The sequence below is a fragment of the Streptomyces sp. NPDC025833 genome, from assembly GCF_055558055.1.
The window spans coordinates 50,575-69,978 of record NZ_JBVHNF010000026.1 but is presented as its reverse complement, the minus strand read 5'-3'; the positions used below and the strand labels follow the sequence as shown (position 1 = coordinate 69,978).

Below are 19,404 nucleotides of genomic sequence, written 5' to 3'. Positions count from 1 at the left end.
TACGGGGGCCGGGTGTCGGTGGCCGCCGTCAACGGTCCGGGTTCAGTGACGGTCGCGGGCGAGCCGGATGCGTTGGACGGGCTCCTGGCCGACTGTGACGCTGCCGGCGTCTGGGCGCGCCGGATTCCGGTGGACTACGCCTCGCACTCGGTGCAGGTGGAGTCGATCCGCGACCGCATCCTCGCCGACCTGGCGGGTATCGAGCCGATGGTGCCGACGGTTCCGTTCTACTCGGCGGTCACGGCGGAGCGTGTGGAGACGGCTGCGCTGGATGCCGTGTACTGGTACACGAACCTGCGTCGGACGGTCCGTTTCGAGGAGACGGTACGCCTTCTGCTGGCGGACGGTTTCGACGCGTTCGTCGAGACCAGCGCCCATCCGGTGCTGACCACGCCGGTGGAGGGCACGGTGGGGGACGCGGCGGTCGTCCTGGGTACCCTGCGCCGCGGTGAGGGCGACCTGCGCCGCTTCACCACCGCCCTCGGCGATGCCTACGTCCATGGTCTCCCGGTCGACTGGACTCCCCTCGTCGGCACCACCCGCACGACCGGACCCGACCTCCCCACCTACCCCTTCCAACACCAGCGCTACTGGCTGCGCGACAGTGCCTCCGCCGGACTCGACGACGTCGCAGGGCTCGGGCTCACCGGTGAGGGGCACCCTCTCCTGGGCGCGTCGGTGTCCCTCGCCGAAGGGCAGGGCTTCCTGCTCACCGGGCGACTGTCGCTGTCCTCGCACCCCTGGCTGCGGGACCACGCGGTCAATGGCACGGTCCTCCTGCCGGGCACGGCGTTCGTGGAACTGGCGATCCGGGCCGGGGACTCGGCGGGCTGCGGAGTTCTCGAGGAACTCACCCTCCAGGCCCCGCTGGTCCTGCCCGAACACGGCGGAGTACAGGTTCAGGTGCTGGTCGCGGCCCCGAACCCCGACGGCAGTCGAAGCGTCTCCGTCCACTCCCGCCCCGACGACGACACCGATGCGGACTGGGCGAGGAACGCCGAGGGCCTGCTGATCCACGAATCCGCCACCTCGGACGGCCTCGCGCTTCCGACCTGGCCCCCGACCGGCGCCCAGCCGATCGAACTGGACACCTTCTACGCCGACCTGGCCGAGACGGGCTACAGCTACGGACCCGCCTTCCGAGGACTCCGCTCCGCCTGGCGTGCCACGGACGGCGTGTACGCGGAAGTCGCCCTGCCCGCACAACAGCGCGACCACGCCCACCGCTTCGGACTGCACCCCGCCCTCCTGGACGCGGCCCTCCAGGCGGCGGCGCTGACGGACCTCGACGCCGAGGGCGACGCGATCCGCCTGCCGTTCGTCTGGAACGGTGTACGCCTGCGGGCCTCCGGCGCGGCGTCGCTGCGCGTCCGGCTCGCCGTCCAGAGCGGCGAGACCGTGACGGTCGACGCCTACGACAGCACGGGGCGCCCGGTCCTCACGGCGCAGGGCCTCACCCTTCGCCCGTTCACGGCCGGCCGGCTCGACGACGACACCGCGGACAGCCTCTTCCGCCTGGAATGGGTTCCGGCCCGCGCCTCCGCTCCGGAGGGTCAGCCCGTCACCCTGCTCGACTGCGCGTCCCTGCCCTTCCCCGGCGAGGACGGGCCCGTGCGGGCTACGGCCGCCGTGCTGGAGCGGATCCAGGCTTGGCTCGCGGAAGGGCACGACTCGTGTCTCGTGGTGCTGACCCATGGCGCGGTGGCCGCCGCGCCGGGCGACGCCGTGCCGAACCTCGCCCACGCCGCCGTGTGGGGGCTGGTCAGGACGGCCCAGAGCGAGCACCCCGGCAGGTTCGCCCTCGTGGACACCGACGACACCGCGCAGTCGGCGGCACTGCTGGACGCCGCGATCAGCGGCGGCGCACCGCAGACGGCGCTGCGCAAGGGCCGTCTTCTCGTACCTCGGCTGGTGCCGGGCGGTGGGGCTCTCGACGTGCCGCCGTCCTCCGCTTCCTGGCATCTTAGGGCGTCGGGGGAGGGGACCATCGAGGGACTGGCGCTGACGGGGTCTCCGGTGGAGCCGCTGGAGCCGGGTCAGGTGCGTGTCGAGGTACGGGCGGCCGGCCTCAACTTCCGTGATGTGCTGATCGCGCTGGGGATGTACCCGGGTGCCACGGAGATGGGGTCCGAGGGGGCCGGGGTGGTGGCCGAGGTCGGCCCGGGGGTCGAGGGCCTGGCCATGGGCGACGCTGTCCTGGGGCTGTTTCCGGCCTTCGGCCCGCAGTCCGTCGCCGATCAGCGCATGGTCACCCGGATGCCGGGAGGGTGGTCGTTCGAGCAGGGCGCCTCGGTGCCCGTGGTCTTCCTGACGGCCTGGTACGGGCTCGTGGAGCTGGGCGGACTCCGCTCCGGCCAGCGGGTGTTGGTGCACGCCGGCGCGGGTGGGGTCGGGATGGCGGCGATCCAGGTCGCCCGCCATCTCGGCGCCGAGGTCTTCGCGACGGCGAGCGAGGGCAAGTGGGATGTGTTGCGGGCGATGGGCCTGGACGACGCCCACATCGCGAGTTCCCGCACGCTCGACTTCGAGCAGAAGTTCGCCGGTGGCGTCGACGTGGTCCTCAACTCCCTCGCGGGCGAGTTCACCGATGCCTCGCTGCGGCTGCTGCGCGACGGCGGCCGGTTCGTGGAGATGGGCAAGACGGATATCCGGGACGCGGCCGAGGTGGTCGCCCGGTACGAGGGTGTCTCCTACCAGGCGTTCGATCTGGTCGAGGCGGCGGGCGCGGACGGCGTCGCGGAGATGCTCGGCGTGCTGATGCCGCTGTTCGCGGCCGGGGTGCTGGAGCCCATCGGGGTGCGGTCGTTCGATGTGCGGCGGGCGCCGGAGGCGTTCCGGTTCATGTCGCAGGCCAGGCACACGGGCAAGCTGGTGCTGCGGATGCCCAGGCGGCTCGATCCGGACGGCACGGTCCTGATCACGGGTGGTACCGGCACGCTGGGGCGTCTGGTGGCGCGGCATTTGGTCGCCGAGCACGGCGTACGCAACCTGGTCCTGCTGAGCCGTAGCGGCGGTGAGGTCCCCGAGGGGCTGGACGCCCGGGTGGTCGTCGAGGCGTGCGACGTGTCCGACCGGGAGGCGCTCGCCGCCGTCCTGGCCCGCATACCGGCCCCGCTGACCGGCGTCGTCCACGCGGCGGGTGTACTGGACGACGGTCTGATCGAGTCACTCACCCCCGAGCGCCTCGAACGCGTCCTGCGCGCCAAGGTCGACGGCGCGCTCAACCTCCACGAACTCACCGCGGGCCACGACCTCGCCGCCTTCATCCTCTTCTCCTCCCTCGCCGGAATCCTAGGCGGTCCCGCCCAGGCCAACTACGCCGCCGCCAACGCGTTCCTGGACGCTCTCGCCGCGCACCGGCAGGAAGCCGGCCTCGCGGGCACCTCGTTGGCCTGGGGCCTGTGGGGAGAGGCCAGCGGGATGACCGGGCACCTCGACCGCGAGGACCTGGACCGGATGGCGCGCGGGGGTCTCGTGCCGTTCTCCTCGGAGTTCGGGCTGCGTCTCTTCGACGCCGGCCGGTCCCTGCCGCAGGCGCTCGTCGTGGCCGCGCGGTTGGACACGGCCGCCTTGCGCACGCTGGCCGGAACCGGTGCGCTTCCCCGTGTGTTCCACGGGCTGGTCCGTGCTCCCGTGCGGCGGGCCGTGGCGGCCGAAGGGGAGCGGGGTGGGTCGGACTGGCAGCACGAAGTCGCCGGGCTCGCGCCCGCCGAGCGTTCGCGCGTGCTGCTGGAACTGGTCCAGCAGCATGTCGCCGCCGTCCTCGGGCACGGCGACCCGATGGCCGTGGCCGCCGACCGGGGCTTCAAGGACCTCGGCTTCGACTCGCTCACCGCTGTCGAACTGCGCAACCGGCTCTCTGCCCGTACCGGGTTGCGCCTGCCCGCCACCCTGGTCTTCGACCACCCGACCCCCGCAGCACTGGCCCGCCACCTCGACACCGGGCTACCCGGTGCGCGACCGGCGTCGGCCGCTCGGGAAGTGACGACGGCCCGCGCCGACGCCGACGAGCCGATCGCGATCATCGGCATGGCCTGCCGCTACCCCGGAGACGTGCGCTCGGCCGACGACCTGTGGCGGCTGGTCGCCGAAGGCGGGGACGCCATCACCGAGTTCCCGGCCAACCGAGGCTGGGACCTGAGCCGCCTCTTCCACCCCGACGCCGACAACGCGGGTACCAGCTACGCGCGTTTCGGCGGCTTCCTGCACGACGCGGACCTCTTCGACGCCGACCTCTTCGGCATCAACCCCCGCGAAGCCCTCGCCATGGACCCCCAGCAGCGTCTCCTGCTGGAGACCTCCTGGGAGGCACTGGAACACGCGGGTGTCGCACCGGACTCCCTCACCGGCACCCGGACCGGCGTCTACACCGGCCTGGTCGCCCAGGGATACGCCGGCCGACTCGACCGGGCCCCCGAGGAGTTGGAGGGATACCTCGGCACCGGGAACACGCCGAGCGTGGGCTCCGGCCGGGTCGCCTACACCTTCGGCCTCGAGGGCCCCGCCGTCACCGTCGACACCGCCTGCTCCTCCTCGCTCGTCGCCCTGCACCTCGCGGTGCGGGCCCTGCGGAGCGGCGAGTGCACGATGGCGCTCGCCGGAGGCGTGACCGTCATGTCGGAACCGGGCCTGTTCGTCGAGTTCAGCCGCCAGCGCGGACTTGCCGCCGACGGCCGCTGCAAGGCGTTCTCGGCGGACGGCGACGGGTTCGGACCGGCCGAGGGCGTCGGCGTCCTGGTCGTGGAGCGGCTGTCGGACGCGGTGCGCAACGGGCACCGGGTGCTGGCGTTGGTGCGCGGCAGCGCGGTCAACCAGGACGGCGCCAGCAACGGGCTGACGGCGCCGAACGGGCCGTCGCAGCAGCGGGTGATCCGGCAGGCGCTGGCCGATGCGGGGCTCGCGGCGGGGGAGGTGGACGCGGTCGAGGCGCACGGCACCGGGACCGCGCTCGGCGACCCCATCGAGGCCCAGGCCCTCATCGCCACCTACGGCCAGGGCCGGCCCGACGGAACCCCCCTCTACCTGGGCTCCGTCAAGTCCAACATCGGGCACACCCAGGCCGCAGCGGGCGTGGCCGGCGTCATCAAGATGGTGCGGGCCATGCACGAGGGCGTCCTGCCGCCCACCCTCCATGCGGCGGAGCCCACCCCGCATGTCGACTGGGACGCGGGAGGCCTGCGCCTGCTCGACGAGTCCACCCCTTGGCCCGAGACGGGGCGCCCGCGCCGGGCCGCGGTCTCCTCGTTCGGGATCAGCGGCACCAACGCGCACGTCCTCCTCGAACAGGGCCCCGAACCCACCACCCCCGCACCGGAACCCCGACCGACCGCGATGCCCTTGGTCCTCTCCGGTCACACCACCGACGCCCTGCACGCCCAGGCCCGCGCCCTCGCCACCTTCCTGCGGACCACACCGGCACCCGGACTGCCCGACGTCGCCTACACCTTGGCCACCGCCCGCGCCACGCTGTCCGAACGGGCCGTACTCACCGCGACGGACCCGGCCGACCTCCTGCACGCCCTGGACGCACTCGGCCGAGGGGAGACCGCCCCCGGCGTGGTGACAGGCTCCGCCGGAGCGGCGGGACGGCTCGCCTTCCTGCTCAGCGGGCAGGGGAGTCAGCGGGTGGGGATGGGGCGTGGGTTGTACGCGGCGTTCCCGGTGTTCGCGGAGGCGTTCGATGCGGTGGTCGCGGAGCTGGACCGGGAGTTGGCGGGTCATGTGGGGCATGGGGTGCGTGAGGTGGTGTGGGGGGAGGGGGAGTTGCTGGGGGAGACGGTGTTCACGCAGGCCGGGTTGTTCGCGGTCGAGGTGGCGTTGTTCCGGTTGGTGGAGTCGTTCGGGGTGCGTCCTGATTTCCTTCTGGGTCATTCGGTGGGGGAGTTGGCGGCGGCTCATGTGGCGGGTGTGTGGTCGCTTCGGGACGCGGCTGTTGTGGTTGCCGCGCGGGGGAGGTTGATGCAGGCGCTGCCGGTGGGTGGGGTGATGGTGGCGGTGCAGGCGGCGGAGGCGGAGGTCGCGGGTGTGCTGGGGGGTGCGGAGATCGCGGCGGTGAACGGGCCGTCGTCGGTGGTGATCTCCGGGGACGAGGCCGCTGTGCTGGCGGCTGCGGGTGCGCTGGAGGGGCTGGGGCGGAAGACGAAGCGGTTGGCGGTCGGTCATGCGTTTCATTCGGCGTGGATGGAGCCGATGCTGGCGGAGTTCCGTGCGGTTCTGGAGGGTGTGTCGTTTGCGGAGCCGCGGCTGCCGGTGGTGTCCAACGTGTTCGGTCGGGTGGCGTCGGCGGGGGAGTTGACGGAGCCGGGGTACTGGGTGCGTCAGGTCCGTGAAACCGTCCGCTTCGGTGACGGTGTGGCGGAGTTGCGTGCGGCCGGGGTGAGGACGTTCCTGGAACTGGGCCCCGACAGCGTCCTCACCGCCATGGCGCGGCGAGACGGCATTGTCGCGGAGCCCCTGCTGCGGTCCGACCGGGAGGAGTGGGCGACGTTCGCCGGTGCCCTTGCCGTGGCCCCCGTGGACTGGGCGGCCTTCTTCACGGGCAGTGGGGCACGGGTCGTCGACCTGCCCGGGTACCCGTTCCAGCGGCGCCGGTACTGGCTCGAACCGTCCGCCCCCGAACCCGCCGCGGCGGGCGACGTGGACCCGGCGTTCTGGGCCGCCGTCGAAGCGGGCGACGCCGAGCGTGTGGCCCACTCCCTCGACCTCGCCGACGAACGGCAGGAGGCGCTCGCCGACGTGTTGCCCGCCTTCGCCTCCTGGCACCGGGGACGGCGTGAGCGCACGCTGAGCTACGAGACCGTCTGGCAGCCGTGGACGCCGAAGGACGGCCGCCCCCTCACCGGAACCTGGCTCGTGATCGACCGCGCCGACGCCGCGGACCCGGCCCAGCCCTGTGCCGACGCCCTCGCGCGGGCCGGAGCCCGCGTCGAGACCCTGAGCCTGCCCACCGGTCTGTCCCGCGAGGAGTCGGCGGACCGCGTCCGCGCGTTCGGCCCGCTCGACGGGATCGTGTGGCTGCTGGCCGGCGAACCGGGACGGCACCCCGAACACCCGGCGCTGACCGCCTGGTTCGCCGACACCGTGAGCCTCGTCCAGGGCCTGTCCGACGCGGGCTGCACGGCCCCCCTGTGGTGTGTGACCGAGCAGGCGGTGGCCGTCGGCGCCGAGCCCGCGCCCGCGGCGGACCGCGCCCAGGCGTGGGGTTTCGGCAGGTCCGCCGCGCTCGAACTACCTACTGCCTGGGGCGGGTTGGTGGACGTCCCGGCGGACGCCGACAACCGGGTGTGGTCCCGGCTGGCCCGCGTCGTCGCGGCGGACGACACCGAGGACCAGCTCGCGCTGCGCGCCACCGGGGCCTGGACGCACCGGCTGCGCCGCACCGTCACACCGGACCGGACGGCGGGCTGGAAGCCCACCGGAACCGTCCTGATCACCGGCGGCACCGGGGGCCTGGGCGCCCACGTCGCCCGCTGGGCCGCCGTCGAAGGCGCGGACCACCTGGTGCTCACCGCCCGCAGGGGCGCGCGGGCACCCGGCGCCGACGCGCTCACCGCCGAACTCGCCGCGCACGGCGCCCGCGTCACCGTCGCCGCCTGCGACGTCGCCGACCGCGACGCGCTGGCCCGGCTGATCGCGGACGTCGAGGAGGAGGGAGCCCCGATCCGGGCCGTCGTCCACACGGCGGGCGTCGCCCAGGCCGCCCCCTTCACCGACACGGACCTCGCGACCTGCGCACACATCACCGAGGGGAAGGTGCTCGGCGCCGCGCACCTCGACGCGCTCTTCGGTGACCGGCCGCTGGACGCCTTCGTCCTGTTCTCCTCCATCGCCGGCACCTGGGGCAGTGGAGCGCAGGGCGCCTACGCGGCGGGCAACGCGTACCTCGACGCCCTGGCCCGGCACCGCCGTTCCCGTGGACTCGCGGCCACGGCCCTCGCCTGGGGCCCCTGGGCGGGTGCCGGGATGGCGGCCGGGGAGAGCGGCGAGCACCTGGCGCGGCGTGGACTGCGCGCCATGGACGCGGACCGTGCGATCGCCCTGCTGGCGCGGGCCGTGACCCGGCCCGAGGCGGTGACCGTCCTCGCCGACGTGGACTGGCAGCCCTTCGTGCGCCGCTTCACCGCGCTACGGCCCAGCGCCCTCCTCGCCGACCTGCCCGAGGCCCGCGTCCAGCAGGCCCAGGCCGGCCGCCCCGCTGCCGGCCACGTGCCGGACGGTGAACCGGAGCTGACCCGACGGTTGGGCCGCGCCACCCCGGAGGAGGGCGAACGGATCCTCCTCGACCTGGTCCGCCGCGAGGTCTCCGCCACGCTCGCCCTCCCGACCGGCGAACTGCCTCCCGCCGGGCGCGCCTTCCGCGACCTCGGTTTCGACTCCCTGACCGCCGTCGAACTGCGCGACCGGCTCGCCCGCGCCAGCGGCCTCGACCTGCCCAGTACCCTGGTGTTCGACCACCCCACACCGGGCGTCCTCGCCGCCTACCTGCTCGACGAGCTCGACTGCGCCGGCCGGCACTCCGACGGCGACACCCCGGCCCTCGCCGCTCTCGACAGCGATCCGATCGCCGTGGTCGGCATGGCCTGCCGCTACCCCGGCGCGGTCCACAGCCCCGAGGACCTGTGGCGGCTGGTCGCCGACGGAGTGGACGCCGTGTCGGAGTTCCCCGACGACCGGGGCTGGGACCTCGACGCCCTCTACGACCCGGACCCCGACCGCCCCGGCACCACCTATGCGCGCGAGGGCGGGTTCCTCGACACCGCCGCCGAGTTCGACGCGGCACTCTTCGGCATCTCCCCGCGCGAGGCCCTCGCCATGGACCCGCAGCAACGGCTGCTCCTGGAGACGGCCTGGGAGACGTTCGAGAACGCCGGTATCGCCCCCACCGCCGTCAAGGGCCGGCCCGTCGGCGTCTTCGTCGGCGGCGCGGCCTGCGGCTACGGCAGCGGCGGTGACCTTCCGGAGGGCGTGGAGGGCTACGCGCTCACCGGCAGCGTCAGCAGCGTCCTGTCCGGCCGGGTCGCCTACGCCTTCGGCCTGGAGGGTCCCGCGCTCACCGTCGACACCGCCTGCTCCTCCTCCCTGGTCGCCCTCCACCTCGCCGCCCGCGCCCTGCAACGCGGTGAATGCTCGCTGGCGCTGGCGGGCGGGGTCACCGTGATGGCCACCCCGACGGGCTTCGTCGAGTTCAGCCGGCAGCGGGGACTCTCCCCGGACGGCCGCTGCAAGGCGTTCGCCGCCGCCGCCGACGGCACCGGCTGGTCCGAAGGCGTCGGGCTGCTGCTCGTGGAGCGGCTGTCGGACGCGGTGCGCAACGGGCACCGGGTGCTGGCGTTGGTGCGCGGCAGCGCGGTCAACCAGGACGGCGCCAGCAACGGGCTGACGGCGCCGAACGGGCCGTCCCAGCAGCGGGTGATCCGGCAGGCGCTGGCCGATGCGGGGCTCGCGGCGGGGGAGGTGGACGCGGTCGAGGCGCACGGCACCGGGACCGCGCTCGGCGACCCCATCGAGGCCCAGGCCCTCATCGCCACCTACGGCCGCGAACGGCCCGACGCAACCCCCCTCTACCTGGGCTCCGTCAAGTCCAACATCGGGCACACCACCGCGGCGGCCGGAGTCGCGGGCGTCATCAAGATGGTGATGGCGATGCGCGAAGGCGTCCTGCCCGCCACCCTGCACGTCGACGACCCCACCCCGCACGTCGACTGGTCGTCCGGCACCGTCGAACTCCTCACCGAGCCCCGCCCCTGGCCCCGGCTCGACCGCCCCCGCCGCGCGGGCGTCTCCGCCTTCGGCATCAGCGGCACCAACGCTCACATCCTCCTCGAACAGCCGCCCGCCGCACCCTCGCTCCCCGCCCCCTCCCAGCCGGACGGCACCCTGCTCCCGTACCTCCTGTCCGGCCACTCCGACCGGGCCCTGCGCGCCCAGGCCCGCCGTCTCGCCGACCACCTCGGCACGGCGGCCGCCCCCGCGCTCACCGGTCTCGCCCACGCCCTCGCCGTCTCCCGGGCCGCCCTCACCCACCGGGCCGTCGTCACCGCCACCACCCCGGAGGGGTTGCGCGAGGCCCTTACGGGGTTGGCGGACGGGGACTCTGGGGTCGACTCGATCACGGGGGTGGCACAGTCTGAGGCCCGTCCGGTGTTCGTCTTTCCCGGTCAGGGTTCGCAGTGGGCCGAGATGGCCGGCGGGCTGCTCACGGCGTCACCCGCGTTCGCCGAGCGGATCCAGGCGTGCGAGGAGGCGCTCGGGCCGTTCGTCGACTGGTCGTTGACCTCGGTCCTGCGCTCTGAGTCGGACGCGTGGCTGGAGCGGGTCGATGTGGTGCAACCAGTGTTGTGGGCAGTGATGGTGTCGCTGGCCGAGCTGTGGCGTGCGCACGGCGTGCGGCCCGCCGCGGTCGTGGGGCACTCGCAGGGCGAGATCGCCGCCGCGTGCGTGGCAGGCGCCCTCACCCTGGAGGACGGCGCGAAGGTCGTCGCCCTGCGCAGCCGCGCCGTGCTCGCCCTGGCAGGCCGGGGCGGCATGGCCTCCGTCGGAGTCTCCGCCGAACAGGCGGCCGGCCTCACCGCCCCGCACGGCGAGCGGATCTCCGTCGCCGCCGTCAACGGCCCGCACTCCGTGACCCTCTCCGGCGACCCCGACGCCCTCGACGCCCTGCTCGCCGACTGCGAACGGGACGGCATCTGGGCGCGCCGCGTCCCCGTCGACTACGCCTCCCACTCCCCCCAGGTCGAGGAGTTGCGCGAGCGACTCCTCACGGACCTCGCCGACATCACCCCCGGGGCAGCCGACATCCCCTTCTACTCCACCGTCACCGGCGGCCTGCTGGAGGAGACCACGGAGCTCGACGCCGCGTACTGGTACACCAACCTGCGCGGGACCGTCCTCCTCGACGACGCCGTCCGCGCCCTGCTCGACGCCGGGCACGACGCGTTCATCGAGACCAGCGCCCACCCCGTGCTCACCACCGGCATCCTGGAGACCGTCGAGTCGGCCGGGGCCCGCGCGGCGGTGCTCGGCACACTGCGGCGCGGCGAGGGAGGCCCCGACCGCTTCACGACCGCCCTCGCCCAGGCGTACGTCCACGGCGTCGACGTCGACTGGCACAGCACCCTCACCGACAGCGGGCCACGGCCGACCGGGCTGCCCACCTACGCCTTCCAGCGGGAGCGCTACTGGCTGACCGGCGCGACCAGCGGCACGGCTGACGCCCGAGGACTCGGCCTCGTGCCCTGCGCCCACCCCGTGCTCGGCGCGGCGGTCGCGCTCGCCGACACCGACGGCGTCGTCCTCACCGGCAGGATCGGCCGGCGCACGCATCCCTGGCTCGCCGAGCACCTCGCCCCCGGCACCGCGCTCTTGCCCGGTGCCGCCTTCGTCGACCTCGCCCTGCACGCCGCCCGTTCGACCGGCCTGGACACCGTCGAGGAACTCACCCTCCACGCCCCCCTGCCGCTCCCGGAACACGGCGGCGTCCGGGTCCAGGTGACGGTGGGAGCCGCCCGCGCGGACGGTTCCCGCCCCGTCGCCGTCCACTCCTGCCCGGACGATCCCGACACCGCCGGTCCCTGGACCCGCCACGCCGACGGGCTCCTCGCTCGCGCCACGGACAGCGCCGACGCCGGGGAGGAGATCGCCGACGACCTCGCCGCATGGCCCCCGCCCGCCGGCGAACCCCTGCCGGTCCCCGCCGGGGACGACGCCGACCACGACGTGCTGCGCGGCGTGTGGGCCTCCGGTACGGACCTCTACGCGGAGGTCGCGCTCTCCCCGGACCAGCGCCGCACCCCCTCCGGCCACGGCCTGCACCCCCTCCTGCTGACCGCCGCCCTGCGCGCGGCCGGCGCGCTGGAGACCGAGGACGCCGAGGAGATCCTGATGCCGTTCGCGTGGGCCGGGATCACCCTGCACACGGCCGGCGTGACCGCACTGCGCGTCCGGTTGGAGTCGGACGGCGGCGCCCCCGGCACCCTGTCGCTGGCCGCCGTCACCGACACCGGCGCCCCCGCGCTCACCGTCCGCTCCCTCGCCCTGCGCGCCGTTTCCCCCGAGCAGTTCGCGGACACCCTCGCCCGGGCCGCCGCGGCGCCCTCCGCGCCCAGGCTCCTGACGACGGCCCGCACCGCCGACGAGACCTCCCCCGAGGCCGCCCCCGACACGGCGGCCGGGGACGCGCTGCGGCGCCGGCTTTCCGCACTCGGCGAGGCCGACCGGCAGCGGGCGCTGAGCGACCTGGTCATCTCCCACGTCTCGGCCGTCCTCGGCCACAGCGCCGACGACGTCACCGCCGACCAACCGCTGCGCGAGCTGGGCCTCGACTCGATGGCCGCCGTCGAACTGCGCGGCCGCCTCGGCACCGCTCTCGGGCTGCGCCTCCCGGTGACGCTCGTGTTCAGCCACCCCACCCCGACCGCGCTCGCCGCGCACCTGGCCACCGAACTCGCGCTGGACCGCACACCGGCGGCCGCCCCCGCCGAGGGCGCGTTCGGCCGCTTGGAGAACGCCCTGAACCGGCTCCCGTCCGACCAGGAGACGCAGGCCGCGGTCACCCGCCGCCTGGAGGCCCTGCTGTGGAAGTGGCGCGACCAGGCGGAGGCCGACGCACCGGCCCCCGCCCTGAGCGGAGAGGCGCTCGCCGCCTCCTCCGCCGACGAGATCTTCGACCTGCTCGATCGGGAACTGGGCACCACCTGACCCCGACGTGGACGTACTCCTACCGGCCTCGCTCCAGGCACCCGGCGAAAGAGGGCTCGCGTGTCGACCAACGAAGACAAACTCCTCGACTACCTCAAGAGGGCCACGGCCGACCTGGGCCGGACCCGGCAGCGGCTGCGCGAGATGGAAGCAGCCGCCACCGAGCCGGTCGCGGTGGTCGCCATGGCCTGCCGCTACCCCGGCGGCGTCCGCTCCCCGGACGACCTGTGGCGGATCGTCGCCGACGGCACCGACACGCTCGGCGACTTCCCCGGCGACCGGGGCTGGGACGTGGACGGCCTGTACGACCCGGACCCCGACCAGCCCGGCCGCAGCTACGTGCGGCGTGGCGGGTTCCTGGACGGCGCCGCCGACTTCGACGCCGAACTCTTCGGCATCAACGCGCGCGAGGCCCTCGCCATGGACCCGCAGCAGCGGCTCCTGCTGGAGACGGCCTGGGAGGCGTTCGAGAACGCGGGCGTCGACCCGTCCTCGCTGCGCGGCAGCCGGACCGGGGTGTTCGCCGGAGTCGTCTCCTCGGGCTACGCCGAGCGCCTCACCAGCGTCCCGGACGGCGTCGAGGGCTACCTCGGCACCGGCAGCATGACGAGCGTCGCCTCCGGACGGATCGCCTACACCCTCGGCCTGGAGGGGCCGGCCGTCACCCTCGACACCGCCTGCTCCTCCTCGCTGGTCGCGATCCACCTCGCCGCCCAGGCGCTGCGGCAGGGCGAGTGCACGATGGCGCTCGCCGCCGGCGTGACCGTGATGGTGACGCCGGGCATCTTCATCGAGTTCAGCCGTCAGCGCGGCCTCGCCCCCGACGGGCGCTGCAAGGCGTTCGCCGCGGCGGCCGACGGCACCGGCTGGGCCGAGGGCGCGGGCGTCCTGCTGCTGGAGCGGCTCAGCGACGCCCGCAGGCTCGGACACCCGGTGCTCGCCGTCGTCCGCGGCAGCGCCGTCAACCAGGACGGCGCCAGCAACGGGCTCACCGCGCCCAACGACAAGGCGCAGGAGCGGGTGATCCGCCAGGCGCTCGACTCCGCCCGGCTCACCCCCGAGGACGTCGACGCCGTCGAGGCGCACGGCACGGGGACGACACTCGGCGATCCCATCGAGGCCCAGGCCCTCCTGGCCACCTACGGCCGTGAACGTCCCGCCGGACGACCGCTGCGGCTCGGCGCCGTCAAATCCAACATCGGCCACACGGGCGCGGCGGCCGGTGTCGCCGGCGTGATCAAGATGATCGAGGCCATGCGGCACGAACTGCTGCCCCGGACCCTCCACGTGGACGCGCCCACCCCGCACGTCGACTGGTCGTCGGGCGGCGTCGAACTCCTCACCGACCCCACCCCCTGGCCCCGGACCGGCCGCCCGCGCCGCGCCGGCGTCTCCTCGTTCGGCGTGAGCGGCACCAACGCCCACGTGATCATCGAGGAACCTCCGGCCGCCCCCCAGGACACCGACGTCGCCGCCCCCGAGGCCGACCCGGCCGAGGACGCCGCCGCCCCCGGGACCGCCTCGCCCCGCCGCGCCCTCCCCTGGGTCCTGGGCGCCCGCACCGAGGACGCCCTGCGCGCCCAGGCCGCCCGGCTCGCCGCGCACCTGCGCGAGGAGCCGGGCCTGCGCCCCGCCCACGTCGGCTACACCCTGGCCACCGCGCGCGCCGCCCTCGACGCCCGCGCCGTCGTCGTCGGCAGCGACCCCGAGGAGTTCCTCGCGGGCCTCGACGCCCTCGCACGCGGCGAGGACACGCCGAACACCGCACACGGCAGGGCCCGCCCCGGTGGCCGCACGGCGTTCCTGTTCACCGGACAGGGCAGCCAGCGCCCGGGCATGGGCCGCCACCTGCACGCCGCGTGGCCCGCCTTCGCCGACGCCTTCGACGAGACCGCCGCAGCCCTCGACACCCACCTCGCCGCGCACGTCGACCGCCCGCTGGCCGAGGTCGTCCTCACTCCCGACGACCCCGCCACCGCCGACCTGCTCGGACGGACCGTCTACGCGCAGACCGGCCTGTTCGCCCTCCAGGTCGCCCTCTTCAGGCTGTACGAGTCGTGGGGCGTACGCCCCGACCTGCTGCTCGGCCACTCCCTCGGCGAACTCGCCGCCGCGCACCTCGCCGGGGTGTGGTCCCTGCCCGACGCGGCGCGCCTCATCGCGGCCCGCGCCACCCTGATGGAGAGCCTGCCCGCCGGGGGCGAGATGATCGCGATCGCCGCCGCCGAGGAGGAGATACGCGCCGCTCTCGCCGATCACGGCACCGGCGTCGACCTCGCCTCGGTCAACGGGCCCGCGGCCGTGGTGGTCTCCGGAGACACCGAAGCCGTGCGGGCCCTCGCCGAGCAGTTCGCCGTACAGGGCCGCAGGACCAAGCGCCTGCGCACCAGCCACGCCTTCCACAGCGCCCACATGGACGGGATGCTCGACCGCTTCCGCGAAATCGCGGCCGGCATCCCGTCCGCGCCCGCCCGGATCCCGGTGATCTCCAACGTCACCGGCCGTCCCGCCACCGACGACGAGCTGGCGAGCGCCGACCACTGGACCCGCCAGCTGCGCGGAACGGTCCGCTTCGCCGACGGCGTCGCGGCCCTCGCCGACGCGGGCGCCACCACCCTCGTCGAGCTGGGCCCCGACGGGGTGCTCACCGCGCTCGCCCAGGACTGCCTGGCCGCCGTCCGCCCGGCCCCCGTGTGCGTGGCCGCCCTGCGCGGCGCCGAGCCCGAGACGGACGCCGCCGTCCGCGCCCTGGGCGCGATCCACCTCGGCGGCGCCCGGATCGACGGCGAGCGGTTCTTCGCCGGCACCGGCGCCCGCCGCGTCACCCTGCCCACCTACGCCTTCCAGCGCAAGCGCTACTGGCTCGACGCCGGCCAGGCCGCACCCGACGCGGCCGGACTCGGCCTCGCCCCCACCGGTCACCCGCTCCTCGGCGCCGCGCTGAGCCTCGCGGACGACGGACGCCTGGTGCTCACCGGACGGCTGTCCGCCACCACCCACCCCTGGCTGACCGACCACGCCGTGCAGGGCGTCGCCCTCCTGCCGGGCACCGCGTTCGTGGAGCTGGCCGTCCAGGCCGGCGACCGGGCGGGCTGCCCGCACCTGGCCGAACTCATGCTGGAGGCCCCCCTGCCGGTGCCCGCCGACGCGGCGGTCCTCCTCCAGGTCACCGTCGGCCCGGCCGAGGACGGCTCCAGGCGCCGCGTGGAGATCCACGCCCGCCCGGCCGGCGACGCCACCGAAGAAACCCCCTGGACCCGGCACGCGAGCGGCACCCTCACGACCGCCGCCGACACGCCCACCGAGCCCGCCGGGCCCGCCTCCTGGCCGCCGCCCGGCGCCGAACCCGTCGACGTGAGCGACTTCTACACCGACCTCGCCGCCGGAGGCTTCGGCTACGGACCCGCCTTCCAGGGCCTGCGCGCCGCCTGGCTGCTCGACGGGGCCGTGTACGCGGACATCGCGCTGCCCGACGAGCACACCGCCGCCGCATCCGACTTCCTCCTGCACCCCGCGCTCTTCGACGCCGCCCTGCACGCCAGCGGACTCACCGGACTGGGCCAGGACACCGGAGAAGCCCGGCTGGTGTTCTCCTTCAGCGGCGTCACCGTGCACGCCGACGCGGCCACCACGCTCCGCGTCCGCCTGGCGGCCACCGGCCCCGACACCGTCGAACTGACCGCCACCGACGGCGCGGGACAACCGGTGGTGTCGGTCGCCGAACTCGTGATGCGCCCCGCCTCCGCCGCCCCGCCCGCCCGACCGGGCGGCGACGGCGTCCTGCTGCGCCCCGGCTGGACCCCGCGGACCCCCGCCGAGCAGCCGTACGAGGCCCCCACCTCGTGGGCGGTCCTCGGCCCCGACCCCTTCGGCCTGTGCGACGCGCTGGAAAGGGCCGGCCGCACGGCCCGCGAGTACCCCGACGTCGCCTCCCTCGCCGAAGAAGCCGTAGAAGCCGAAGAAGCCGCAGAACGGACGGCGCCCTCCGTCGTCCTCCTGCCCCTCGCCCCCGTGGCCGCCGCGGCCCTGCCGAGCGCCGCCGACCGGGCCGTCGACCGCATGCTGCACACCGTGCAGGGCTGGCTGTCGCTCGCGGCGGGGCAGAGCGCCCCGCTGGCCGTGGTGACCTCGGGCGCGGTCGCGGCCCGCCCCGGCGAGGACGTCACCGACCTCGCCCACGCCCCGGTGTGGGGCCTGCTGCGCTCCGTGCAGGCCGAGCACCCCGGCCGGATCCTCCTCGTCGACCTCGGACCCGGCCCCGCGTCCCTGGCCGCACTGCCCGACGCGATCGGGGCCGCGCTGGCCGACGGCGCCCCGCAGACCGCCGTCCGCGAAGGCACCGTCCTCACCCCGCAGATCGTCCCCGCCGAGCCCGGCATGGTCCTGCCCGACGAGCCCTGGCTCCTCGACACCACCTCGGCGGGCGACCTCGGCCGGCTCGCGCCGCTGCCCTACCCGCCCGCCGCCCGCCCGCTCGCCCCGCACGAGATACGCGTCGCGGTGCGCGCCTCCGGGCTCAACTTCCGTGACGTGCTCGTGGGCCTCGGCATGGTCCCCGGCCAGAGCGGCATGGGCACCGAGGGCGCGGGCGTGGTCACCGAGGTCGGCACGGACGCGGGGGAGTGGCGGCCCGGCGACCGCGTGATGGGCGTGGTGCCCGCCTCGCTCGGCCCGGTCGCCGTCGTCGACCACCGGGCCGTCGTCCGCATCCCGCGGACCTGGACCTTCGCCGAGGCCGCAGGGGTGCCGATCGCCTTCCTCACCGCCTACCGCGCCCTGTTCGACCTCGCCGGGCTCAAACCCGGCGAATCGGTGCTCGTCCACGCGGCGGCCGGCGGTGTCGGCATGGCCGCCGTCCAACTGGCCCGCCACTTCGGCGCGGAGGTCTACGGCACGGCGAGCCCCGGCAAGTGGGACACGCTAGGGGCGATGGGCGTCGACGACGAGCACCTCGCGACCTCCCGGTCGCTCGCCTTCGAGGAGACCTTCACCGAGGCGACCGGCGGACGCGGCGTGGACGTCGTCCTCAACTCCCTGGCCCGCGAGTACGTCGACGCCTCACTGAGGCTGCTCGCTCCCGGGGGCCGGCTGATCGAGATCGGCAAGACCGACCTGCGCGACCCCGCCGCCACGGCCGCCGCCCACCCCGGCACCACCTACCAGCCGTTCGTCGACGCCGACCCCGAGCGCATCGGCCGCATCCTCACCGACATCGTCGAACTGATCGAGTCCGGCGCCCTCGAGCGGCTGCCGGTGCGCACCTGGGACATCCGCGACGCCGCCCACGCCTACCGGTACATGAGCCAGGCCAAGCACACCGGCAAGATCGTGCTGACCGTGCCCGCCGCCCCCGACCCCGAGGGCACCTTCCTGATCACCGGCGGCACCGGAGCACTCGGCGTCCTGCTCGCCAGGCACCTGGTGACGCGGCACGGCGCCCGCCACCTCCTGCTCACCAGCCGCACCGGCGAGGACGCCCCCGGCGCCCGGCACCTGCGCGAGGAGCTGACCGCGCTCGGCGCCGCCCGCGTGGAGATCGCCGCCTGCGACGTCGCCGACCGCGCCCGCCTCGCCGGCCTGCTCGCGGGCATCCCCTCCGCCCACCCGCTGACCGCCGTCGTGCACGCGGCCGGCGTCGTCGAGGACGGCGTCGTCACCTCCCTGACATCGGAGCGGCTGCGCCGCGTCCTGCGCCCCAAGACGGACGGCGCGACGCACCTGCACCGGCTGACCGCCGACGCGGACCTCGCCCTGTTCGTCCTGTACTCCTCGGCGGCGGGCGTCCTCGGCGGCGCGGGACAAAGCGGCTACGCGGCCGCGAACACCTACCTCGACGCCCTCGCCCACCACCGCCGCGCCGCCGGCCTGCCCGCCGTCTCCCTCGCGTGGGGACTGTGGGACGAGGCCAGCGCGATCAGCGCCTCCGTCGACCGGGCCAAGGCCGCCCGCGCCGGCATGCCGGCGCTGACCGCGACCGAGGGCCTGGCTCTCTTCGACGCCGCCACCGCCCTCCCCGCCCCGGTCCTGATGCCCGTACGCGTCGACGCCACCACCACCGCACCCCCGGCCCCGCGCGGCCCGGCCCCCGCCCCCGGCCGCCGCAGCGCCCAGCCCGCCGCCACCCCGGAGCAACCCGCCGACGACCTCGTACGCCGGCTGTCCGCGCTGCCCGAGGACGACCAGCGGCGCCTGCTCACCGACCTCGTGCGCGCCCACGCCGCGACCGTCCTCGCCCTCGGCGGCCCGGACGCCGTCGACCCCCTGCGGGGCTTCACCGAGATGGGCTTCGACTCCCTCACCGCCGTCGAACTGCGCAACCGGCTCGACGCCGCCACCGACCTGCGGCTGCCCGCCACCCTCGTCTTCGACCACCCCACCCCGGCCGACCTCGCCGACCACCTCTTCGAGGAACTCGTCCCCGACGCCGCCGCGGCCGAGATCCCCGCCCTCCTCGACGCCCTCGACCGCTTGGAGGAGCGGCTCACCCGGCTGCGCGTCGACGCCTACGACCACTCCGCGATCGGCACCCGCATCGACCGGCTCCTCACGGCCTGGCGCGCCGGGCAAGAGCCCCGGGAACCGTCCGCGAACCCCGGTGAGACCGCCGCCGCACAGCTCCAGGAGGCGAGTACCGACGAGGTCCTCGACTTCATCGACCGCGAACTCGGCCTCGCGTGAGCGCCCCCGCCTCGCCCTCCCCAGGAAGGA

At 75.1% G+C, this 19,404-nt stretch carries 1 protein-coding gene and 1 pseudogene; both read left to right on the top strand.

Annotation, left to right across the window (positions count from 1 at the left end; genetic code table 11):
- Nucleotides 1-12,696 (top strand): type I polyketide synthase (locus ACZ4K2_RS34070; protein WP_467769997.1); only part of this gene is annotated, 12,696 nt, incomplete at its 5' end.
- Between the two features lie 102 nt (nucleotides 12,697-12,798).
- A pseudogene (locus ACZ4K2_RS34065) lies at nucleotides 12,799-19,374 on the top strand (type I polyketide synthase); the annotation flags it as partial.
- Between the last annotated feature and the right edge of the window lie 30 nt (nucleotides 19,375-19,404).